Origin of the sequence: Pseudohalocynthiibacter sp. F2068, assembly GCF_023015645.1 — a bacterium.
Taxonomy (GTDB): domain Bacteria; phylum Pseudomonadota; class Alphaproteobacteria; order Rhodobacterales; family Rhodobacteraceae; genus Pseudohalocynthiibacter; species Pseudohalocynthiibacter aestuariivivens.
Genome location: NZ_JALKAK010000006.1, coordinates 1 through 21,590, shown reverse-complemented (window position 1 = coordinate 21,590; position 21,590 = coordinate 1). Strand labels below are relative to the sequence as shown.

Genomic DNA, 21,590 nt, shown 5'->3' with positions numbered 1-21,590 from the left:
GACTTATGCGAGCATACTTCCCTTTTGCGTATGAGACCCTTCTATCTTATCTGCTGAAATTTCCTCGTAGTGGTCAAACCCGGTTTCGGCCCAGGCGGTTCCCTTTGTTGCGCTTGCCAACGCGCGGAACAGCCCCTCGTGGGCCGACGCGGGCAGAAGCGCGCTGAATATCTCCCAACCCTTAGCGTTGGGATTGCTCTCAAAGCCAAGCACCTGACCGTGCAGGCTGCTGATCGTTGGTGCAAGACCACCCGCAAAGATCGAGGGAACGTGAATATCGACGCGCATAATGGGCTGAAGCACCTTAGTTCCAGCGCTCTGTAATGCCTCGCGGACGGCATTTTTGCCAGCGGTGCGGAACGCGTGGTCTGAACTGTCAACGGAATGGTGCTTTCCGTCTCTCAATGTCACGCAAAGGTCAACAACCTGAAAACCGTTTGGCCCAGTTTGCAACGCGTCTTCTGCGCCAGCGGCAACCGAAGGGATATAGTTTCGGGGAACGGCTCCGCCTTTCACAGTCTCTTCAAACTGAAACCCAGCCCCACGGCTTAGCGGTTTCACATCGATATGCACATCTGCGAATTGACCCGCTCCGCCCGATTGTTTGCGGTGGCGGTGGTGGCATTCGAAGGGCTTTGAAATCGTTTCGCGATAGTCCGGCAGTACGGGCTCTTCCTCAATCTTGATGCCAAAGTCCCCGAAGAGCTTTTCATTCAACTGCCGTGCGTGTAGGGGCCCCTGAACAGCCACAATCAACTTGCCGGTAGAGGCATCCTGTTCCAGCCTGAGACCCGGATCAATCTCGGCCAGACGTGAAAGTGCGTTTGAAAGCCTGACATCATCGCGCTCTTTGGTGGGCAAGACGATATGTCGATAGCTTGGTGGACGGCTTCGTGCCCATTCAGGAAGTGGTTGTTGATCGGTGGTGGTATAAATCTTGTTTGGGACCAGATGGTCTGATTTTAACGCAAGCCCAACCTGCCCTGGTTCCAGTTTGCCAATGAAAATTCGTGGGTCGAGGTCGGTAATACCTCCTAGTGTATCACCACCAAGGGGCTTTCCCTGACTAACCTCTGTTCCTAATGCGCGTATAACAACGAGCTTTCCGATGTGCTTTTTAACATCTGCAAGAAACCCGACAGCCTGAACTTCAGCGTTTTCTGTAAGGCGGGCCTTGGCGGATTCAAAATGTGGAACCTCATGGCGCAGGGATTTCATCAGACGCCTTACGCCATTGCCGTGGTTTGCAACGCCAAAGAAAGCGGGGCAAAGATCGTTTTGTTCCATGACCCGGGCTGTAAGATCGAAAACCTCATCGGTTGCGGGCCGCTTGTCTTCGATCAACTGCTCAAGAAGCTCGATGTCGAAGTCTGCCAGTGTTTCCAATAATTTCGTACGTTCTTCCTGTTCCCGGTTGATGACCTTGTCTGGAATCTCGATCAGATCAGAAGGCGCGTCGTCGTGATATTTCCAGGCGCGTTCCGAGATCAGATCGACGGTCCCAATAACTTCTCCGTCTTCACGGATAGGGACCTGCCTAAGAAGGATGTTGTGATTGCTGTAGGATTGGATGGCAGAAACGATGTCCCGAAGCCGGTCTGTCGCCGTGTCCATTCGGTTCACAAACAAAAAACAAGGAATGCCCGCTTCTTCGATCAGGCGCAGATAGGGGGCCGATAATACTGCAGCCTCAGGATCTGGCGGTATACAAAGAACTGCAGCATCACTTGCAGCCAGCGCCGGTCCGGTGCGTGCCAGCTCATCTGGGCCACCTGCTATATCAATCGCGCACCAGGGCTCCTCCAAGTATTTGAATGACCGAAGGGAGACTGTTTCAGACACTTTAAATTGAACTGATGGTCCCTCAAGACCGCTGAGTGCTTTAACGAGCGTTGTCTTACCCGAATGCGGCGGCCCCAGAACTGAAATAACCCGCATGATTGGTTGCCTCCCTCTGATATCGCGCGTCAAAATCGTTGTGCTGCACGACCAAAAAGGGCAACGAAGCGCTGGGCGCTCGTACTCTCATTCTTGTCTTAGTCCGCCTGCCTCTTTGCATATTGCAGGCTCGATATTCAGGAAATGATCGGTCTGCTTGATGCGGCGGTCATTTCAGTGTTCACAATAAGCAGGCCATCAGTCAAGCCCATAGGCATGTCCAAGGTCCAAAAACCAATCCCGTGAATACCCTTGCAAAGCGAGAAATATTATGTGGCGCATATGTTTTATTGGTCGCAACACCATGTCACGACCTGGCAATTCGCGAAGTGAACGAGACTTAAGCAGCAACAAACTCCTTTAGAATTTGTACGATGCAGTGGCAAGCGAGCGGACGGCTATTTCATTCCTGAGGAGAGTGGACTTCACAGCCTTTGCAATTTTGATGGAATTAGGAGTGTCACCGTGCATGCAGATTGTGTCGATTTGTGCGGCGATATGCTTGCCATTTGCGGATATGATTGCATTTCTCTGAACCATATCTAGCACGCGCTTTGCCGCCTGTTCAGGGTCGTGAATAACAGCGCCGGGAAAGCTGCGGTCAACAAGTGACGCATCGTCGTTGTAGGCGCGATCCGCAAAAATCTCTCCGGCCCAGTAGCACCCAAGCTCTTCTGCAACATCCTGCATTGGGGTGGATGCCAGCACCATTATTTTTATGGTTGGCGCAATTTCTTGCGCAGCTTTGTAGCAGACTCGTGCGATCTCTGGATCTTCGCACGCCATGTTGGATAACGCACCGTGCAACTTGAAATGGCTGATCTGCCCACCTGCGGCGCGTGCCATCGCCTGTGCGGCGCCTAGCTGGTAGCAGATCATGTTGCGCAAGTTTTCGGCAGACAGATTTATACGCCTCCGCCCAAATCCCTGTAGATCTGCGAAGCCCGGGTGTGCACCAATGCCAACACCTCGCTTTACCGCGAGGCGCATGGTTTTCGCCATCACGTCCGGATCGCCGGCGTGAAAACCACAGGCTATGTTGGCCGAGGTCACTGTATCCAGCAGGGCGGGGTCGTTTCCCATGACCCAATCGCCAAAGGATTCACCCATATCTGCGTTAAGATCAATGTGCTTTGTCATGGTCCGTGTCCTGTTTAGTCCCAGCCCGTAATTGCGCCACTTACCAACTGGTAGCTAAGCAGATCGCGGATATCGCGGGGATCACGTAACAAGGGCTGCAATTTGCGAGTCAGGTCTGCGCGTAGTGTTTCAGTTGGGCGATGATGGGCAAGCGCCTCTTCATGTGTGACAAATCTGAACTTCAGGCTGACACCGGGCACCGCCTGCGCCACAAGCGGCAGATCGTCGGGTAAAATCGTGCCGATCCTTGGATACCCACCTGTCGTCTGACATTCAGGCAGGAGAACAAAGGGCTCTCCTGCTCCTGTCATCTGAATGTCCCCAGCCACCATCGTTTCAGACAAGATAGTAAGTTGCGCGTCCGAAACGAAAGCTTCCCCCTCGAACTGTAGTTCTGCACCCTGCCGGTTTCCGCGGGGCGTCCGGGTGAACCGTGTCGCCTCAAACCGTGCCCGCGTTGCAGCAGAAAAACGATCCGTCTGAACGCTTGGAAGCACCCGAAGCGTGCCACCGGAAAACCGGTCAATGACAGAAAGAAGTTGCCCGACAAAATCGGGCTTCAGATCTGGCCCAAGTGGAAGTTGTTCGTTTGGACACAGCGGTTTACCAATGCCACCTGCAAGGTGGGTTGCCCGGCTCCCCAAAAAGGGGGGGCAGGCGATGCCGCCCCCAATATGCAAATACCCATAAATCCCTGAAGAAGCGGCGCCAATTGTCAGGCGTTGACCCGCCTGCATGGTATGGCTGGCGTTCCAGACCAGGCGTTGGCCGTCCAGTCTGGCCAACATCGGCGCACCGGTCATCGCGATACGGATATCGCTGGTCGCCTCGAACTCGCCACCAAAACCTGCCATTTCCAATGCGGCGCAATCCAAGCTTTGTCCTAGCAGTACTGTGCCCTCAATGAACGCGTGCCTGTCGGCCGCGCCGCCAGGTGATAAGCCGAACACCATATTTCCAGGACGCCCCAGATCCTGCACAGTAACAGAAGGCCCGCTGCGATGAACGATAAGTGCACCGGTCATGGCAGAAACTCCCACTCCGACCCGCCGTCGCCTGTTTTGTCTTTAGCGCGAATGCTGGCGTAGGTTTCCTCATCGATTGATGCAAATTGCACCTCGTCACCGGGCCGCAGGGCAAAGGGACTGTCACTCTCTGGTCGGAACCCACGGAATGCAGTGCGCCCCACCTGTCTCCACCCAGTGGGTGTTTCAGTTGTAAAGAGAACCAGTTGACGGATCGCCACTGCAATGGCGCCATTCGGGACTTGTTTCGTCAAGCCGGACTGACGCGGGATATCCCAATTCTCAGGTAAAGATCCCAGATAGGGCTGTCCGGGTGCAAAGCCGATTGTCATAACACGCACGCGGGTTGAGGTGAGTTCTTCTATTGCGCGCTCAGGGGTTAGCCCGGCCAGATTTGCAGCCTCTTCCAACTGTGGGCCGCATTCACCACCAAACACAGCAGGAACGCGCCATAAGCGGCGGCGTTCAGGAAGGGTTGCTGTTTCCCAATTCTCCCGAGTGAGCAGCTTTGAAAGATACGCCCGAAGGTCTTTGAGCGGCAGGCGAACCGGGTCATATACCACGAACGTTGACGTCAGCGATGTTGTCGTCTCGGTGATACCTGGAGGAGCGGCCTTTTCGAGTTCAGCACGAAAAGCCAGCGCAGCACGATTAGCGCTTTCCGTCAGGACATCTGAAAAACTGACCAACACCCCGGAAAGCCCGACATTTTTAATGCGCGGGAAGGCATTTGAAGCCATTTCATTCGTTGCAGGGCTTGTCACAATTTAAAGCTTTCTAACAATTTTCCTTGCTTTAATGGCAAAACGATGACAAATTGTCAACGTTTTAACAAAAAAAGACCTGCAAATCACTTTTATATAAATTGCAGTGTCTCAATGGGAGACCCAAAATATGAAGACCCTTCGCACTGCCGTGCTCTTATCAAGCCTCGCTGTTGCAACCCCTGTACTTGCAGAAACATGGGATATGCCAACCCCTTACGGAGACAGCACTTTTCACACCATCAACATCCGCCAGTTTGCTGAAGACGTTGCCGCAGCTACGGATGGTGAACTGACCATCACCGTGCATTCGGCAGGCTCACTTTTTCCACATGCTGAAATAAAAAATGCGATTCGCTCGCGTCAGGTGCCTATCGGCGAATTCTTCCTGTCGCGTCTTTCAAACGAAGATTTAGCATATGGCATCGACAGCCAGCCGTTCGTTGCAACCACCTACGAAGGTGCCGAGAAACTTTGGGGTGCGCAGAAATCTGTGATTGAGGACCTGATGGCTGCCGAAGGGCTGAAACCGCTGTTTTCGGTTCCGTGGCCGGCACAGGGCCTTTATACAAATGGCGAAATCGCAACAGTTGACGACCTGTCAGGTTTACGGTTCCGCGCCTACAATGCTGCTCTGGAAGAATTAGCGGCCTTGGCAAATGCAGCCCCGGTCCAAATTGAAGCAGCAGACATTCCACAGGCGTTTGCAACCGGGCAGGTACAGGCGATGATCACGTCACCCTCTACCGGGGCAAACACAAAAGCATGGGATTTCGTGACTCACTACACCCAGATCGACGCGTGGCTGCCTAAAAACATCGTCGTTGTGAACGCCCGGGTCTTTGATCGGCTTTCACCCGAGGTGCAGGCCGCAGTCATGGACGCTGCCACTGCTGCAGAAACCCGTGGTTGGGAAATGTCGATGGCTGAAGCTGCCGCCAAGACCCAAGAGATGGCGGACAATGGCATAACGGTTGTGGCACCCTCAGATGCGCTGGTCGAAGGCTTGCAAGGAATAGGTGCAACGATGCTCGACAACTGGAAATCCAATGCTAGTGACAACGCGTTGGCCGTTCTGGACTCTTTTCAAAACTAAGCGTTCATCTGCGGCCTCACATATTTGCGGGGCCGTAGTTTCCTGTAGTTCTCCAACAGCGAAAGGTTTGTCATGCGACGGTTTCTGGATCAGCTTTACAAACTTGCCGGTGGCATCGCCGCCTTGTCCATTCTCGGCATCTGCTTGATCGTATCGGCGCAGGTTGGCTTGAACATTCTGGCACGGCTGGGCGGGCCCAGCACATCGTTTACTATTCCATCCTACGCAGATTTCGCCGGGTTCATGTTGTCGACTGCTTCTTTTCTGGCGCTTGCCTACACGTTGCGTCAGGGCAGTCACATTCGGGTTAACCTGTTTGTGCAAAACCTGTCGGAAAAATTTCAATGGATGCTGGAAGTCGTCGCGCTGTTTCTTGGTGCTTCCATGACGGGCTACGCGACCTGGTTCGCAGGTTCACTTGTCGCTGAAAGCTTCCACTACGGCGACATGTCGACCGGAATAGTCGCGATCCCAATATGGATACCGCAGCTTTCGATGGTTGTAGGGCTGGCACTTCTTACCATCGCGCTCATTGACACATTAATCGAAGCCATCATGGCACGCGCGCCAGTGCTGCTTGATGAAGGATCGGAGTAAACCATGTCTGATCCAGTCATTTTTGGAATTCTGCTGACCTTACTCTTGAGCCTTTTGGCGATGGGCGTATGGGTGGCAATATCACTGTTTATCATGGCGCTGGTTGCCTTGGTTGCGTTTTCGAACGCACCGGAAGGATTGGTTTTGGCAACCTCGCTCTGGGGACATAGCCACAGCTGGCCGCTAGCAGCTTTGCCGCTGTTCATCCTTATGGGTGAAATCCTTTTACGGTCGCGATTAAGCGAAGATATGTTTTCAGGTCTTGCACCTTGGCTTGGGCGTGCACCCGGGCGATTGCTGCATGTCAATATTCTGGGGTGCGCGATTTTTGCCGCAGTCTCAGGATCGTCCGCAGCAACCGCAGCCACGATTGGCCGGATGTCGGTACCGGAGCTCACAGCACGGGGGTATCCGGAAAAGTTGATTTTAGGAACCTTGGCTGGTTCAGCGACGCTTGGTTTGTTGATCCCACCATCGATCATTTTGATTGTCTATGGCGTTGCGACAGAGCAGTCTATCGCCCGGCTGTTCGTTGCGGGGATATTGCCCGGTCTGATGCTGGTACTTTTGTTTGGTGGCTATGTCGCTTTGCGCGCTGTGATGAACCCCGAACTGATCCCTAAAGTTGACAGCCAGTTAAACTTTCGCGAAAAGCTTTCGGCGTCTCGACGGCTGATCCCGGTACTTTTGCTAATCGGCGGGGTCATAGGTTCGATCTACACGGGCGTTGCATCGCCTACCGACGCAGCTGCGATAGGTGTTGTCCTTGCGACTTTATTGGCTGCGTCTACAGGTGGCTTCGGGCGCGTCGAATTCACCGATGCCCTGTTTTCGGCAACAAAAACATCTTGCATGATTGCCTTTATCCTGATGGGGGCTGCCTTCTTGTCTATCGCAATGGGCTTTACAGGTATTCCACGAAATCTGGCAACTTGGATCGGCGAATTTAACCTGTCTCCCTATGCGCTGCTTGCTGTTTTGACTGTGTTTTTCGTTGTTCTTGGTTGCTTTCTGGATGGCATATCAGTGGTTGTTCTGACGACGTCTATCATTTTACCAATGGTTCAGGCTGCGGGGATCGACCCGCTTTGGTTTGGGATCTATCTGGTGCTGGTTGTTGAGATGAGCCAGATCACCCCGCCTGTTGGATTCAACCTTTTTGTTATTCAGGGTCTTACTGGTATCAATATTCTGCGGGTTGCTGGTGCTGCTTTGCCGTTCTTTTTCCTGCTGATGCTGGGGGCCCTTCTGATAACGATTTTCCCGTCAATCGTAACGGTGTTACCCAACGCGATGGGCAATTAGAGGGAAGACGCAGCGCGGCTTGCCTGGTCATAATGGCCAGACATTGTTCGTAGATTTGTTGCAAGCTCGCTCAGTTCCTCGCCGGATATTCCGGCGCGGGGCAGGGCGTCAAGCAAGCATTGCTCGCGAATCTGTCTGTAAAGCTGGCAAAGATCACGCCCTTTGTCGGAAACACGATAAAACACTTCCTTACCGCGTTTCTCGGAATTGAGCAGTTCAAGTTTCAGCAGCTTTCGTAGTGCGTAGTTGATCGTATGTGTGTCTTCGATGTTTAGAAGAAAAGAGATGTCCGTCAGACGCTTTTCACGGTCGCGATGATTAACGTTGTGCAGTACCAAGATTTCCAGTGCGCTGAGTTCCGGCATCTCTGCGGCTGCCATACAACGTTGCATCCAACGGCTGAAGGCATTGTAGGCAATGATCAGACCATATTCGAATTCAGAGGCTTCCCAACCTTCGCCTTCTGCAAGGTGGCGTGAGGATACGATGCGACGGCGTTCTGGATTTTTCATAGCAGACTTTCATGATGAATTATCAGCGTTTTGCAAGCTATATTAATGTAAAATGCAAAAGTTTCCAACGTCTGAGATAAGCAAGGTCCACAACCGTCTGAGCCGCTAGCGAAGGTCGCCTACTGCCTGCTCTGTTCGGCGCAGTCGTGCGTGATTTTCCCGCCGCAAATTGTGAGTTCGGCGCCGGATGACAGCATGGTTTCGCGATCAGCGCTTTCAAGGTCTTCGTTCATTATAACAATATCTGCGAAAAGGCCCTCTTGAAGCCTGCCTTTTTTGTCTTCCGCAAATTCTGCGTAGGCGCCACCACTTGTATAGCTGGCAAGCGTTTCAAAAAGACTCTGACTTTGGTCTTGCCACCTTTTTCCGAGGGGAATGGGAAAGACGGCAGTCGCAACTGTCAACATCGGATCAAGCGGCACAACGGGCCAATCCGTACTGAAAATTAGTGTCGCATCCGCCTCTCTTAAGGTCTTCCAGGCAAATGCATTCCTGACTTGCCGCTCGTTGAATATCACGCCTTCAGGCATCACAGGAAACATGCCGCCAAATGGGGCGTGCAAAGGTTGCATGGACGCTACAACGCCAAGCTCGGAAAATCTGGGTATATCAGCGTCAGTGATCGTCTCGATGTGTTCAATTCGGTGGCGACTGTCACGTTGGCCGTTCGCCTTGATCGCGGCTTCATACCCATCCAGTGTCCGTCGCACTGCGCCATCGCCGCAGCAATGAACGCTGATCTGAAGGCCCATGGCATCTGCGCGAATGGCGGCCTCTGTAAAGGCTTCGGCTGCAAACACTGCGTCGCCGTATGTTTCGGGTCTGTCCGGGTAGGGTTCAACCATCAGTGCGGTGTAACTTTCTATGACACCGTCCATGAACATTTTTACCCGCCCTGAATAGAGCATGTCTGAATGATAGAGGCGCTGCATTTCAAGTGCCTCGTCCAGCTTTGATAGTGGATGCGTGTTGCGCAGGTGGCAGGGGACCTGAACACGGCAAAGCAAGTCACCTTCTTGCTCAAGTTCGTAAAGCAGTTCCATCTGATAGAGGTTGCCGTCCATGTTGTGAAGCGATGTGATCCCGTATTGGGCGCAATATGCCAGCCCTTCACGTAGGGCTTGTTTATCGCGTTCGCGTTCTTCCGGTGTTGCAGGCGGGAAAGGGTCATCCCCGGTCACGTAACCAATAAAATCTCGTCCCCCAAGGGCTGTGTGTTTGATCACGTGACTGAACGCGCTGGTTTCCAGCAAAAGACCCGATGCGGTGCCATCAACCTCCATGACGATTTCAGCACCCGGATCAGTCGGGCCTCCATGCAGGATACCACCAAGCTCAAGCGCCTTGGTGTTGGCCCACACGGTGTGATGATCTGCGGCCATCATGGCAAACGGACGGTCAGGCATGACGCGATCCAGCGCGTGGCGATCAATAAGCGTATCTGGCCCAAGGATATGATACCCCGCGCTGACAGCGTAAAGAAGTGGGTCCTCTGGCCGCGCCAGGCTTTCTTTTTGTGCGGCCTCTGTCAGCGCCTGTTGGGTCGAAACATCTGAAAGGTTGAGGCAGCCCAATTCCCCCGACCCACCAAATAGATGAACGTGGCTGTCGATAAACCCGGGGAGTACCGTTTTCTTTCTTGCGTCGATCACCTTTGTCTTCGGTCCAATCAGTTCGGATGGATCGTAATCGCCAACCCGAAGAAACCTGTCGCCTTTGATGGCAATCGTCGCCGCCCGTGGGGATTTGGCGTTCATGGTTAATGCGCGCGCATTAATGATTACGATGTCGGCGTGGGTTTTCACGGCGCTTGTCTCCTAGATCTCTGCAGAGTCAGATCGAATGTGTAAGCTGTGGTTTCTGAGTAACCCGACCTGATTGGCCCAATTAGATTGTTAACGCGTCATCGGTCTCTGGTCCATCGGGACAATGATTTTCTGAGCTAAACGATAGCCGGATAAATTCTAAACCTTTGCGAGTAATATCTAAAATACTACTGTAACCTGGCGGAACTTAGGGGTTTTGGGGCCGGGTTTGTCTGCGTTAATGGCACTCAAAGTTCTTGTGAACCATGACGCATAGTCACGTTAGCAACACGTCGTTGTCGCCTTTTGCTTCGAAAATATCTGCTTCACTCATCAGGCAAAAAGCAGTGGAAAGCCCGTCTGCTTCGGCGGCTGACCGGGAAATGACGCTGACTTCAGACCACATAGACTCCGAAATTCCAGAGCTAGGGTCGAGTATATGTCCAACTGATCCATTCGTATCAAACACCGTTCCAAGCGGGCGTGACGTCGCAATTGCAGCGTCTCGCAATGAAAGTTGTTTCCCATCATGTGTTCCTAGTCTTATCTGCCACGCTTCGCCATCGGGAGCCGTGCCAAGCGCCGCAATCTCACCTGTGTTCACAAGCAAATTCCGAACACCATTATTTCTAAACAATTCAGAAACTTTATCGGCAATGAACCCTTGGGCAATACCATTCAGCGTCAGCATGACACCGGGTCGGTCAAACGCTATTCTCTCGGTCGAGGAAGAAACAAGGTCCCAGCCCGTCGCAGCAAGTGCAATGGAAAGCTGTTCATCGCTAGGCTGTGAACCCGATACATAACTCTCTGCGTAAAGAGACCACAAATTTTGAACGGTCGGGTCAAATATTCCTTTTGTCTGGGCGTTCAGCCGAGAGCAAATCGAAAGCAATTCAACCATTTCAAAGGCCGGCTGCACCAGAACTCCATCTCGGTTAAGATGCGATAGCTGGCTGGCAGATTGATATAAACTGAAAATGTTTTCCAATCGGCGAATTTCCTGAACCGCCTGATAAATCAAAGCATCCGCATTTGGGTGATCCAGTATTATCTGGGCTTCAGCGCCTAGTGCGATGCCTTTCCAGTGGCGTGTGTTAACGCCAGCCTCTGCACCAAAGGCTGGTAAAATAGCAGCACCCGCAAGGATCTTTAGTATTCTTCTGCGAGATGTCATTCGCTTAGCTCCAAAGATGTCGTTGTGAATTCGATGGGTGAAAGAACAACCTCTGCCGGAATGTCCTTAAGGCGCATGATTTCCCCACCATGTTCCAGCGCGAATTGTTCAGCCTTTGTCGTTTCGGCAAAAGGCGCGATCTCCGGTGCGCCCATGCCGCCGATGGCGTCAGACCCGACAACAAAATAGGCGGTGTTTGCATCAATCCAATTGTCGGCACCGGGTTCCAGCCAACTTTGCGCTGCCCCCATGTCGTTTACATACAAAACAAGAATATCTGCGGATTGTTCTGGCGATTTCAAATAGGCAATGCCATCGCGCACCTGACTAAACCAAAGCGGCTCTGACATACCGGCCAAATGCACCTGTGCTTTGGGACCCTGATGCTCAAGTATAATCATCTGGCAGTAGTGTCCGGCCGCCTCTTCGGTCAGCGCAAGAGGCTCTGGAACAGTGACATTTGCCATATCCTCTTTGCAGCCAGCAAGAAACACGAATGGCAGCAGCAATAAAGCCGCTAAATTTAATCTCATGGTTCAACCTTCCGAAGTGCGCGCCAGGCACAAAACAAAGCAAGTAACGGCCAGCCGAAAAGCGAAGCCAATTGTCCATTAATTCCAGACACTGACCCGGCGGCGCTTAGCCCCGATGTCAGAACCGTTACAGAGGTATCGGGCATGTTGATCAGCCGGAAAGCGTCTGCGGGGTTTGCAACCAACAGCCAGGGGAAAACGGTTTTTGTGAAGTAACCTCCGTTGTCGGAGACCAACGCACCAAGCAACCCGATATCGTAAAGGACGACGCACACCAGCCAGATAACGATCACAATACCGGACGCAACGCTGGGCTGACGAACCAAACTTGACACTGTGTACCCCATTCCGAGAAAGGCTGACCCAAGTGCGAGCGAGGTGAAGAAAAGGCGCAACAATGGTGCGAAGGAAAGGTTCGCAGCACCGTGTTGCCAAGCCGTGAGCGTCGCTGTCAGCGCCAACCCGACTGCGACCGCGAAGGCGAGTACGGTAAAATGCGCAAGAAACTTGCCGATCAAGATTTCGGCACGTGAGAGCGGATATGTCAGGCTAAGCGCTAAGGTTCCGCGCTCGGTCTCACCAGCGATAGCATCAAAAGACAGAAGTAAGCCAATCAGAGGTACGAGATAAACCGAAAGCGTGGTGATCGAGCTTACGGCAACGATCAGCGGATCAACCCCCAAGGTGCCTGTTGGCGCACCCCCTGCAAGTGTCAGGACAATCGTGAACAAGCTCATCAAAATGACTGAGGTCGCAACCCACATGTTGCGTCGTGCAATCAGAAGTTCGAGCCGTGCAATTGCGAATACGGACATTACTTACCCTCCGATTCAGTGACGCTGTAGTGGCGGTAAAGCTCTTCAAGGGTTCCGGGCGTTACGTCGACATCTTTGATTATTTCACCGAACGCCGTGATCTGACTTAGCTTGGAGATCTTCTCGTCTTGCTGACAGGTCAGTAAGATTGAGCAACCATTAATACGTTCTCCGCCGAGTCTTTCGGCGACGACATCAACGTTTTCGGCGGTTGTTGTGACATTTACCCTGATCGGTAAACCTGCATTTTGGCGCAAACGGACAAGGCTGTTGTCCGCCACCAACTTGCCCTGGCTCATGATCGCAATTCTGTCAGTGCGTGTTTCAAGTTCGGTCAACGCATGGGAAGACAGCAAAACCGCAGTTCCTGATTGTGCCAGCTCTTCAACGATATCGTAAAATTCATGCCGAGAGATCGGATCAAGACCACTTGTCGGTTCATCCAGCAGCGCAAGCTTCGGTTGCCCAAGCAAAGCTTGCGCCAGACCAATCCTCTGCCGCATGCCTTTGGAATACGTGCGGATTTTCCTGTCTGCCGCATTTGAAAGCCCGACACGATCAAGCAGATCATCAGCAACATGTACGGGAACTGATTTCAGTCGTGCAAAATGGCGTAGCTGTTCGCGACCTGTAAGGGCACCGTGAAAGGCAACGCTTTCGGGCAGAAACCCGATTGACGCGCGCGAATGGCGAGAGCCAGGGTTGGAACCCAAAACCTTTATCGTACCGGAAACAACAGGGGTCAGCCCGAGGATCATCCGTAAAAGCGTGGTTTTGCCAGCCCCGTTATGACCCAGCAGAGCAACACGTTCGCCCGCCTCAATGCTCAGACTGACATTGGAAACGGTTTCCAGTGTACCATAATTTTTACTGACGTTTTCAACTGCTAAAGTGGTCATTGGATATCTTCCCAAGTTGGAAGTTCAGGGCGGGGAGCAGCCATAAGAGGGGCGCGATCAATGACGCCACCGGGCAACGTTGCGGGAAAGGTGGATTGCGACCAGCGGATCAGTTGAACTGCGGGTGATCCTAACAAGGATTTCGCGGCTGGTTGCGTCCAGAGAATACGATCCATAATGTCATTGGGGCGATAGGCGGAATCTGCAATTCCGTTGCCGTCCAGATCAAAAGCTGCGTGATCGGACCAGTAGTTTCCGCGCCCGTCAGCGCTCCATTCGATCCAGGTTGATCCCACGTATTTCACCTGTGTGCGATTGCCGATGAAGGCATTGCCAAAAATTTCGTTGCGCTCTGAACCTGCGGTGAAATGAATACCAATTTCGCAGGATTCAAAACTGTTGCCCTGAAAGCTGTTTCTGTGCGCGTTGTAGATAAACACACATTTCTCACCACCCGCTTCAATTTGATTGCCGATTATGGTGCTTTTATTGGTGTAGTTCATCATAATACCGTGATCACGATCCCCGCTAGACAGGTTTCCCTCAATCCGTACGTTGTTGGAATACATGATTGCGTAGCCCAAATGGTTGCCTTGCGAGATGTTTCCGGAAACCAGACTGTCATTTGCATACATGTAGTGAACAGCAAACCGCAGGTCACGAAAACGGTTACCGGTAAATTCATTGTCGCGTGAAGTGTTCACAAAAATACCATCGCGACCCCAGCGGATATCATTGCCGATGACCCGTGCGCCGGGTGCATTCCAGACATAGACGCCATTGCCACGGTCGTTCATCCGCCGGTCTTGCCGTCCTTCAATGATATTACCGGATGCAAGCACGTTCTTTGGCCCGTGCAGGTCGATGCCAACCAGATTTCCAATAAGGTGATTGCCCTCAATCACCGCGTCATCAGCCAGTTTTGTTAGGGTAATGCCAGCATCAAGCCCGTCCCCGCCGGAGCCTGAGCCAATAATTTTCAACCCGCGTAATGTTACATTAGGTGCATTCACCGTTACTACCGAGCCAAGTTCGCCACCATCAATTATTGTGTTAGTGCCCTCTATCGTCAGAGGCAGATCAATTTTAATCGGGCCTTTGTAGGTGCCCGGACGCAGTCGAAGAATGTCCCCCGCCTGCGCCGATTTTATGGCTTCGACAAGTGCGCCCTCTGTTGCAGGCACAATTATTTCGGCTGCTCCGGTAGGGGATACCGAGAAGCCCAAAACAATTAGCAAGAACAGATAGCGCAACATTGATAAGGCTCCTTACGCTGGTTCAACCAGCATCCGGCCGCGCATCTCCATATGGAGCGCGTGGCAGAACCACTGACAATAGTACCAGTGAACACCCGGACGATCAGCAGTAAAGGTAACAGACGCTGTTGCCTGTGGCCCAACTTCAAAGCAGATACCATGGTTGCCCAGTGTAAACCCGTGGGTCAGGTCGTCCACATCATCAATGTTGGTGATGTAGATTGTGACTTCATCGCCTTGCTTAACCGTGAATTGTTCCATCGAGAACGTTGGAGCGGCAGAGTACATATAAACCCGCACTTTGTTCCCGTCACGGATAACCTCGTCGTGACCATCTTCAAGCACGACACCATCGGCTTCTGCCTGTTTGCGCGCGTCATCCCACATTGGGTTGTCGCGGCTCCAGATGGAATCCGGTGTCACTTTGGAACGGTGAACGATGATACAGTCGTGCGGCTCAGCAAAAGTCGGACTGTCGTGAACAACTGCTGGAACATCGCCTGAAATATCGATCAACTGCTCGTTTTCGGGCTTTAGCGGTCCAACGTTCAGATAGCGGTCTTTCGAAAACTTGTTCAGCGACACAAGCCATTTGCCGTCAGCTTCCTTGGTTTCACCCATAGAGCTGTGGTTGTGCCCGGGTTGATACATCACATCGGTTTTTGAAACGATCGGATCAACGTCTTCACCAGCATAAAGGCGAACCGCTTTGTCGATGTCCCATTTCACCATCTGACTATCCAGGAACAGGGTGGTGTAGGCCATGCCTTTTCCGTCGAACGCCGTGTGGAGCGGACCAAGGCCCAGCTCTGGTTCTGCAACGATACAAGACCGGGGCTCGGCACCGTCAAAAACAGCCTGAAGCTTGTCATACTGAATCACGGACACGGTTGGTGACAGTTTTCCGTTGATCATGACGTATTTACCATCAGGCGAAGAGTTGACGCCATGCGGGCTGTTCGGGATCGGAATGTAAACGGTCAGGTCAGACCCTTTGCGCCCATCCAGAACTTTCACACCATTGTAGACTTCAAAGTTACCCGCAGCGACCGCAGCCTCAATGCGCTCGATGTTAAACACAACTGCATGATCCATCTCTGCTTCCATCATGCCGACAAGTTCAGTCGCACCTTCAGAGTTGTAGCTGGATGAAATTGCGTATTTGCCCTGATAGTCGCAATCGACGTTATCAAGGTTGCCGGTCACGATGACCTGCCAGGCGATTTCCATGGTGTCGCCATCAATGGCGGAAAAGATGGAAACATAGTTTTCCACGTCGTCCATGTTGGTGCCGTCGTTGACCAGCGGTACCCGGTGCTCGCCATTCGCGAACACATAGCCCGTGCGCGGGAATTTTTGTGGGCGCAGACCGTGAATGTCAGACGCATTTGGAATTTCGATCATCTTGTCACATTTCATGAACTTACAGTCCACGCGCGCGACGCGTGTGTTGGCCTTGTCATTCATGAACAGATAACGGCCGTCATATGTGCCGTCAGTAAAGGACATGTGCGGGTGATGGAGGTCACCATTTTCATAGACGTCCATGCCGCGTTTTGCGAGAAACTCCAGGGTTTCAGGCATCATGCCTTCGCGCATGATTTTCTTGGATTCATTCGTGCTGCCCCAACCCGTGGCTGAGCAACGGTTGAACACGGGAACGCGCATAAGTTCGCGCATTGATGGCACGCCCAAGATGCGCAATTCACCTGCCTGGCCGGACGACCAGAATCCATAGTATTCGTCAAGTTCGCCCGGGGCGATTTCGTTAGAAGCGGCAGCCGCCGCAGGTGTTGCCATCAAGGATGCGCTCCCACCAGCAGCGATGATTGTGCCGGCAACCAGGGCACCTTTCGCGGGGCCAGTCAGAACATCACGCCGTGATATTCCATGTTTGGTTTCATTGTCTTCAGACATATCAACTTTCCTTCTTTTGTATTGAGTTAGGGTGATTTGTTTGGCGGGCCATTACTTCGCTAAGCTGAGCTGAGCTGTCGGCCACTTTCGCGCGTCGTTTCAGTGACTTGATGCAAACGGGGCATTTCGTGTTGTCTTGATAAAGAACCTGGCAATGCAAGCAGGACAGGCACTCATTCGGGTTGATCTCACCCGTCGGGTGGATCGCCTGAACAAAGCATTCATGCGCGCAGGTCTGGCAGGGGTTGCCACATTCTTTGTAGCGCTTCAGCCAGTCAAACATTCGCATGCGGCCCGGTATCGCCAAAGCTGCGCCCAGGGGGCAAAGATAGCGACAGTAAAACCGTTCGATAAATAACCCCGCTCCCAGCATGGCCGCCGCAAACAAGACGTATGGCCAACTGCGCGCAAACTTTAGAATGATCGAAGTTTTGAATGGCTCTATTTCTGCGAATTGTTCGGCGATCGGAATGGAAACCAACGACAGGCCAAAAAGTCCCAGAAAAATCATGTATTTGATTGGCCAGAGTCGTTCGTGCAGACCCCAGGGTAAGGTCCACTGCGGGAACTTGAGGAACCGGGCGATCTGGTTGGAAATTTCCTGCAGGGCGCCGAATGGGCATAACCAGCCGCAAAACCCACCGCGTCCCCAGAACAAGAGTGTCACCGCAACTGAAGTCCACAAAATGAACACAAGCGGATCCATCAGGAATGCATCCCAGCTGAAACCGCTGGTCAACGAAGCACCAAGCGCCATCAGGTTCACAACAGAAAGCTGAGCGTTCTGGTGCCATCCCAGAAAAACGAGCGTCAGTAGTAAAAAGCCCATACGGAACCAGTAGAATTTACGCGCGTTCCGGGTCGCTTGTTTCTGAAAGAAAAAGACGCCTGTCAGGACAGTGAGCATTGCAATCAGTATGCCGATTTCCACTTTTTTGCTGTTCCAGATACGTTGCCACAGGGCGGCCCTGGCGGATTTGTCATCTGCTGTTTCAACAACAACGGCGGATGTTTGTGGCGCAAGCGGCGTGAGGTATTTTTCCGGAATATTGTAGCCCAGATCAAACGTCAGAAATGTCTTTTCAACCGGTCCAATAACGCGTTGGGCGAGCAGTTGAATGCGCCAGGGTTTCGTTGGATCAAACCCCGCATCCGCCGGAATTTTAAAGATATCAAGCTCCGTGAAACTTGGTGATCCTGACGCTGCCAGTTCGCCAAGACGGCGTTGTTGTCGATCATGGAACCGTACAGAAATATCACCCTGTATCAGTTGTATCCTGTCAAAAATGCCCCCGCGGACATAGCCAGACCCTTTGTATGAAAATGCCCCGCGACCGGCCAGCAGAATAGCCTGCTCACCATCTTCAAGCCACTCGACAAGGTTACCGTACTCTGCTTCGCCCATCAGGCTGCGGCCAATTGAAGGCGCAGAAACCAACGCGGCATACATGTCGATGTAAATGTCACCGTCTTCGCCTGGCTCAATGTGCTTTAGAACACGCGGATCGCCAGTGGCTTCAAAAGCGCTGTTGATCTGACCTATATCCAGCGTCATCCGCCGGACGGTTCCGTCTCCGGACATTGTGGACCAGTCACTGGTGCTGTTTTCATCCATGTTCAGAACATGTGTTGGTCCAGCACCCTCGGTGTTGCTTGCCAACCCCCCGAGCCCAAGTGCACGTGCGACCTTGATACTGGAGCGAACGATCGAGTCGTCGATGATCATGATTGTCACCGTCGCCCCAGAGATAATATCCAGATCATGCCCCGAGCCGCCGGCAGCGGCTTCGGCTATAATGTCGAGCCCGGAATAGCTGGCGGTCAGGGCTCTGATTTTGCGATCTGGAATTCCGATAAGAACGATGGGTTCAGAGTGCTTTACCAACTCGGCGCGTAACAGTTTTCCGTCAGGCCCAATTGCGACCATTACATGGATTGGTTTGCCCGAGTATCCCGTTGTGCTTACAAAATCAGAAGTAATGAAGGCATGGCCGAGAGTTTCGTGGCCATTCAAGATCGGAACTGCTGGAATGTTCTCCAGCATGGCTCCATAGGCTGTCGCACCCTCGACAAATTCGCTTGCAGGTAATTCGCCTAGAAACCTTTCTAGGACCGGAGCCGTCTGTGCCTGCGCTGCGCTAATGAAACCCAGTATTGCAATATGGAGGATTGCAAAGAGACGTATTAACTTCGAAAATTGGGATGAGTTGGTCAGCTTCATACCCATGGTGACACCCATGTGATACGTGTGACCTTTTCATTGATCTCTCTGAAAAACAAAGAGGAAGTGAGAGTCATTTTATATTCTGCGCTTCTGATTGGGGGGCCTCGGCATGAGGACCAATAGTGTTCAGAGCCTGCTGGCACAGTTGCGCCGCTGTCCGAAAAATGAACGATACGAAAGCCGATAAAGTTCGTTGAATTTAGCTCTGGGGTTTGAAGTGCAAACCCATCAGTTCCGGGAACAAGACAGATGGAACAATGGGCACATTCTGGTGCAGGCGCTTCAGACCCACCGTCAACCTGCACAAGATAAGATCCGCCATCTCCGCAGATTTCAATCCAGTTTGCAGTGCTATTTGCGTCACGACCGGCCATTGCCGAGAAGGTCTGTCCAAGAAAAATGGAAACCGCGAGTACGACAAAGACAAAAAACCGTTGGCCAAAAAAATTGGCCCCAGGTTTCTGGCCTTGTGTTGTTAATCGATTGGTTTTCATTAAGACGAAACTCTGATCCTTGAGGCGATGAATGCATCGGTAAAGCAACGCAAGAAAAGTTCACTTGACATAAATCAAGTAAATTCGCCATTCCGAAAATTAATTGTCGAATGTAAAAGAAGACGATGTCTGACGTCAGCGCCAGCGAGGATTTTTTTGAGAGTTTAAGTAACGAAGGGTTTGCTGGATACTGTCGTAGAACGCTGGCGGCTCGTGTGTCTGCGATGAGGGGCCATCGAATATGTATGACGCATCTTTTCCTCGGCTGAGTACGTTTGGCACGTTTTGCGCCGAATGTTGTAGATATGCTGTTGCTTGCGAGACAACGGCTCCAGTTGCATCTCTGGCGATCGGGCCGTTTTGGCTGGGAGACAAAGGCATGAAGCACAGCCGGGGCGCACCGTATCATCCGCAAACACGCCGAAAATACAATCAGCCAGATGAGTCAGTTGCTAACTCAGTTCAAGCAGCCTCTGGACTCAAAAACTCTTATGAAAGACAACTTTCGAACCACCTCGGTGATGTGGCTATCCAGATTGGGTGAATTTTGGACAACCTCGCGTTAACGACCATAATTTACACTGCGATCATTGGATTGAAGGCAATTGGCTTACCGGCAATGAAAGCTCACTTGATGAAAGAGGACTTCAAGAAACCAGCGTTCAAGGTGAAAGAAATATAGGAAATTCACGCAGATAATTTTAACGGAAAAATCTCGGCTAGGTTAAGTAGGGTGCTTAGAAAATGTCAAAGACACATTTTTCGAAAGAACGCGCGAACAGGAATCGAAAACCCTAAGCACCCCAATGCATCGCTAGCAGCTAGTTCGCATCTTGTACTTGATATAAATCAAGTTGCGCATGCAGGTTGATGAAATACGCAAATGGAGCGAAAATTCACTCGCTCAGGGTAAACTATGTCTCGGCGACTAGTAGGTGGCGATACCTTGGGTTGCTAGACTACCAGAGATCACGTCACCCAAATCAGCAGTCGCGCCGCCGACCGAAGCCATGATCGCGATACCGAGGCCAACGATAGCAGCGGTCAGAACAACCCAGTCAACAGTGACTGCGCCGGATTCGTTCTTGAAAAAATTCGTTATCATTTCAAAATACTTGATCTTCATTTTTTGGCCCTCCGCAGGGATTTGTTTCGACAAATAGTCATGCGTTCGCACGTATTGTTGTTAAGATATGCTCTTTAAAGTTGTCGAAATAATGTTTTGTTAATGTTTAAGGTGGGTTTCCTGAATCTAAGAAGTGATCGTCGGGATATGCCCCACTTTGGGTGGGTAGGTTGGAAATGGCCTGATGCTATGGACTGACCGGAATTTAACGCAGTAGATTAATAAAGCGGATTCCTAGTGGGTTTTCAACTTTGCCGAAACCCGATAGCGCGTGCTAGTTTTCCAATAAATCGACGCTGGGGTCTAAAAATCGAGCTGCATGAAAAGCAAATAAGGCTGCAGTTCAGGGTCACTTTCGCCTTCCGGGTAGCTTTCGATCTCCCGGAAACCCAATTTGCGGTACAAACCTTGTGCGGCAGTGTCGTAGACGCCTGTGTCGAGAAGAACGCTCGTTGCATTCAAGTTTCTTGCGTGGGACAAGATGCTCTCCATCAGCTTTCGTCCGAGGCCCAACCCACGGGCTGCCGGTTTGACGTACAAGCGTTTGATTTCGCACGCATCTGGTCGGATCACTTTTAGGAATACGCATCCTTGCAAATGGCCGTCGCCGTCAATCGAGATATGCAGTCCTCCGGTCGGAGGAAGGTATTCGTTGATGTGGTCAAAGGTATTTGAAACCAGTTCATCGACGTTGAGGTCGAGCCCTGAGACCGCCCGTAACTCTGAAATTTCATGATCGAGATATTCACGAACCAAATCGCGAAGCTGCGCCTCATTTTCCAGCTTTTCGATTGAGCGAATTTCCATTGCGATGACTTTTTAACAAATAAGGACAAACTTAGACTATTCCAGATCTCAATGTCTGCAAAGCCTGGCGGTTTCAACGGGTGGTCGCAACACTTTAGTCTTTTTGGAAAGATGGAGTGTTAGAGATGAAATATCGGACGCGGACGTTTTACACGGACAA

The 21,590-nt window shown here is 51.9% G+C and carries 19 protein-coding genes; 3 read left to right on the top strand and 16 right to left on the bottom strand.

Annotated features, from left to right (window positions below; translation table 11 throughout):
* Positions 1-3: 3 nt before the first annotated feature.
* The 4 genes from MWU63_RS08680 to MWU63_RS08665 form a co-directional block, all read right to left on the bottom strand.
* Positions 4-1,938, bottom strand: a complete 1,935-nt coding sequence (locus tag MWU63_RS08680) for an elongation factor G (protein ID WP_247077588.1) — start codon at positions 1,936-1,938, stop codon at positions 4-6.
* A gap of 360 nt (positions 1,939-2,298) precedes the next feature.
* The gene (locus tag MWU63_RS08675; RefSeq protein WP_213887721.1) at positions 2,299-3,078 is read right to left on the bottom strand and encodes a 5-oxoprolinase subunit PxpA; all 780 of its coding nucleotides are present in this window, start codon (positions 3,076-3,078) and stop codon (positions 2,299-2,301) included.
* A gap of 14 nt (positions 3,079-3,092) precedes the next feature.
* Positions 3,093-4,103, bottom strand: a complete 1,011-nt coding sequence (locus tag MWU63_RS08670) for a biotin-dependent carboxyltransferase family protein (RefSeq protein ID WP_213887722.1) — start codon at positions 4,101-4,103, stop codon at positions 3,093-3,095.
* Entirely contained in the window at positions 4,100-4,867 is a 768-nt protein-coding gene (locus MWU63_RS08665) for a carboxyltransferase domain-containing protein (protein WP_348646224.1), read from the bottom strand. The genes MWU63_RS08670 and MWU63_RS08665 overlap by 4 nt, the downstream gene beginning before the upstream one ends.
* 130 nt (positions 4,868-4,997) lie before the next feature.
* Here MWU63_RS08665 and MWU63_RS08660 point away from each other — a divergent pair, with 130 nt between their 5' ends.
* From MWU63_RS08660 to MWU63_RS08650, 3 genes are all read left to right on the top strand, one after another.
* Complete coding sequence (locus tag MWU63_RS08660; RefSeq protein ID WP_213887724.1) at positions 4,998-5,963, top strand: TRAP transporter substrate-binding protein; 966 nt, start codon at positions 4,998-5,000, stop codon at positions 5,961-5,963.
* Between the two features lie 72 nt (positions 5,964-6,035).
* Positions 6,036-6,560 (top strand): TRAP transporter small permease, encoded by a 525-nt coding sequence (locus MWU63_RS08655; RefSeq protein WP_213887725.1) that lies wholly within the window; start codon positions 6,036-6,038, stop codon positions 6,558-6,560.
* Between the two features lie 3 nt (positions 6,561-6,563).
* Positions 6,564-7,865: a TRAP transporter large permease subunit gene (locus MWU63_RS08650; RefSeq protein WP_213887726.1), complete on the top strand. Its 1,302-nt coding sequence runs from the start codon at positions 6,564-6,566 to the stop codon at positions 7,863-7,865.
* Here the strand turns inward: MWU63_RS08650 and MWU63_RS08645 are convergent.
* From MWU63_RS08645 to MWU63_RS08590, 12 genes are all read right to left on the bottom strand, one after another.
* Positions 7,862-8,377, bottom strand: a complete 516-nt coding sequence (locus MWU63_RS08645) for a winged helix DNA-binding protein (RefSeq protein ID WP_213887727.1) — start codon at positions 8,375-8,377, stop codon at positions 7,862-7,864. The genes MWU63_RS08650 and MWU63_RS08645 overlap by 4 nt on opposite strands.
* Before the next feature lie 119 nt (positions 8,378-8,496).
* The gene (locus MWU63_RS08640; protein ID WP_247077585.1) at positions 8,497-10,182 is read right to left on the bottom strand and encodes an amidohydrolase; all 1,686 of its coding nucleotides are present in this window, start codon (positions 10,180-10,182) and stop codon (positions 8,497-8,499) included.
* A 277-nt stretch (positions 10,183-10,459) separates the two neighbouring features.
* Entirely contained in the window at positions 10,460-11,359 is a 900-nt protein-coding gene (locus tag MWU63_RS08635; protein ID WP_247077582.1) for an FAD:protein FMN transferase, read from the bottom strand.
* On the bottom strand, positions 11,356-11,892 hold the full coding sequence (locus MWU63_RS08630) for a nitrous oxide reductase accessory protein NosL (RefSeq protein WP_213887729.1): 537 nt from the start codon (positions 11,890-11,892) through the stop codon (positions 11,356-11,358). Before MWU63_RS08630 ends, MWU63_RS08635 begins: the two co-directional genes overlap by 4 nt.
* Positions 11,889-12,707 carry an ABC transporter permease subunit gene (locus tag MWU63_RS08625; RefSeq protein WP_213887730.1) on the bottom strand — a complete coding sequence of 273 codons (819 nt, stop codon included), beginning with the start codon at positions 12,705-12,707 and terminating at the stop codon, positions 11,889-11,891. The genes MWU63_RS08630 and MWU63_RS08625 overlap by 4 nt, the downstream gene beginning before the upstream one ends.
* Positions 12,707-13,606: an ABC transporter ATP-binding protein gene (locus MWU63_RS08620; protein ID WP_213887731.1), complete on the bottom strand. Its 900-nt coding sequence runs from the start codon at positions 13,604-13,606 to the stop codon at positions 12,707-12,709. Before MWU63_RS08620 ends, MWU63_RS08625 begins: the two co-directional genes overlap by 1 nt.
* Positions 13,603-14,862: a nitrous oxide reductase family maturation protein NosD gene (locus tag MWU63_RS08615; RefSeq protein WP_213887732.1), complete on the bottom strand. Its 1,260-nt coding sequence runs from the start codon at positions 14,860-14,862 to the stop codon at positions 13,603-13,605. Before MWU63_RS08615 ends, MWU63_RS08620 begins: the two co-directional genes overlap by 4 nt.
* Positions 14,863-14,874: 12 nt before the next feature.
* Complete coding sequence (gene nosZ, locus MWU63_RS08610) at positions 14,875-16,779, bottom strand: TAT-dependent nitrous-oxide reductase (protein ID WP_213887733.1); 1,905 nt, start codon at positions 16,777-16,779, stop codon at positions 14,875-14,877.
* A gap of 1 nt (position 16,780) precedes the next feature.
* Positions 16,781-19,000 (bottom strand): NosR/NirI family protein, encoded by a 2,220-nt coding sequence (locus tag MWU63_RS08605; protein ID WP_213887782.1) that lies wholly within the window; start codon positions 18,998-19,000, stop codon positions 16,781-16,783.
* Positions 18,997-19,497 carry a hypothetical protein gene (locus tag MWU63_RS08600; RefSeq protein ID WP_213887734.1) on the bottom strand — a complete coding sequence of 167 codons (501 nt, stop codon included), beginning with the start codon at positions 19,495-19,497 and terminating at the stop codon, positions 18,997-18,999. Before MWU63_RS08600 ends, MWU63_RS08605 begins: the two co-directional genes overlap by 4 nt.
* Positions 19,498-20,425: 928 nt before the next feature.
* Entirely contained in the window at positions 20,426-20,623 is a 198-nt protein-coding gene (locus MWU63_RS08595) for a hypothetical protein (protein ID WP_213887783.1), read from the bottom strand.
* 303 nt (positions 20,624-20,926) lie between these two features.
* Entirely contained in the window at positions 20,927-21,430 is a 504-nt protein-coding gene (locus tag MWU63_RS08590; RefSeq protein ID WP_213887735.1) for a GNAT family N-acetyltransferase, read from the bottom strand.
* Positions 21,431-21,590: the final 160 nt, after the last annotated feature.

Bases quoted from the DNA above. Each gene is read 5' to 3' on its own strand.
- MWU63_RS08680 (WP_247077588.1), bottom strand. From the start codon at position 1,938: ATGCGGGTTATTTCAGTTCTGGGGCCGCCGCATTCGGGTAAGACAACG.
- MWU63_RS08675 (WP_213887721.1), bottom strand. From the start codon at position 3,078: ATGACAAAGCACATTGATCTTAACGCAGATATGGGTGAATCCTTTGGC.
- MWU63_RS08670 (WP_213887722.1), bottom strand. From the start codon at position 4,103: ATGACCGGTGCACTTATCGTTCATCGCAGCGGGCCTTCTGTTACTGTG.
- MWU63_RS08660 (WP_213887724.1), top strand. From the start codon at position 4,998: ATGAAGACCCTTCGCACTGCCGTGCTCTTATCAAGCCTCGCTGTTGCA.
- MWU63_RS08655 (WP_213887725.1), top strand. From the start codon at position 6,036: ATGCGACGGTTTCTGGATCAGCTTTACAAACTTGCCGGTGGCATCGCC.
- MWU63_RS08650 (WP_213887726.1), top strand. From the start codon at position 6,564: ATGTCTGATCCAGTCATTTTTGGAATTCTGCTGACCTTACTCTTGAGC.
- MWU63_RS08645 (WP_213887727.1), bottom strand. From the start codon at position 8,377: ATGAAAAATCCAGAACGCCGTCGCATCGTATCCTCACGCCACCTTGCA.
- MWU63_RS08635 (WP_247077582.1), bottom strand. From the start codon at position 11,359: ATGACATCTCGCAGAAGAATACTAAAGATCCTTGCGGGTGCTGCTATT.
- MWU63_RS08630 (WP_213887729.1), bottom strand. From the start codon at position 11,892: ATGAGATTAAATTTAGCGGCTTTATTGCTGCTGCCATTCGTGTTTCTT.
- MWU63_RS08625 (WP_213887730.1), bottom strand. From the start codon at position 12,707: ATGTCCGTATTCGCAATTGCACGGCTCGAACTTCTGATTGCACGACGC.
- MWU63_RS08620 (WP_213887731.1), bottom strand. From the start codon at position 13,606: ATGACCACTTTAGCAGTTGAAAACGTCAGTAAAAATTATGGTACACTG.
- MWU63_RS08615 (WP_213887732.1), bottom strand. From the start codon at position 14,862: ATGTTGCGCTATCTGTTCTTGCTAATTGTTTTGGGCTTCTCGGTATCC.
- nosZ (WP_213887733.1), bottom strand. From the start codon at position 16,779: ATGTCTGAAGACAATGAAACCAAACATGGAATATCACGGCGTGATGTT.
- MWU63_RS08605 (WP_213887782.1), bottom strand. From the start codon at position 19,000: ATGAAGCTGACCAACTCATCCCAATTTTCGAAGTTAATACGTCTCTTT.
- MWU63_RS08600 (WP_213887734.1), bottom strand. From the start codon at position 19,497: ATGAAAACCAATCGATTAACAACACAAGGCCAGAAACCTGGGGCCAAT.
- MWU63_RS08595 (WP_213887783.1), bottom strand. From the start codon at position 20,623: ATGAAGATCAAGTATTTTGAAATGATAACGAATTTTTTCAAGAACGAA.
- MWU63_RS08590 (WP_213887735.1), bottom strand. From the start codon at position 21,430: ATGGAAATTCGCTCAATCGAAAAGCTGGAAAATGAGGCGCAGCTTCGC.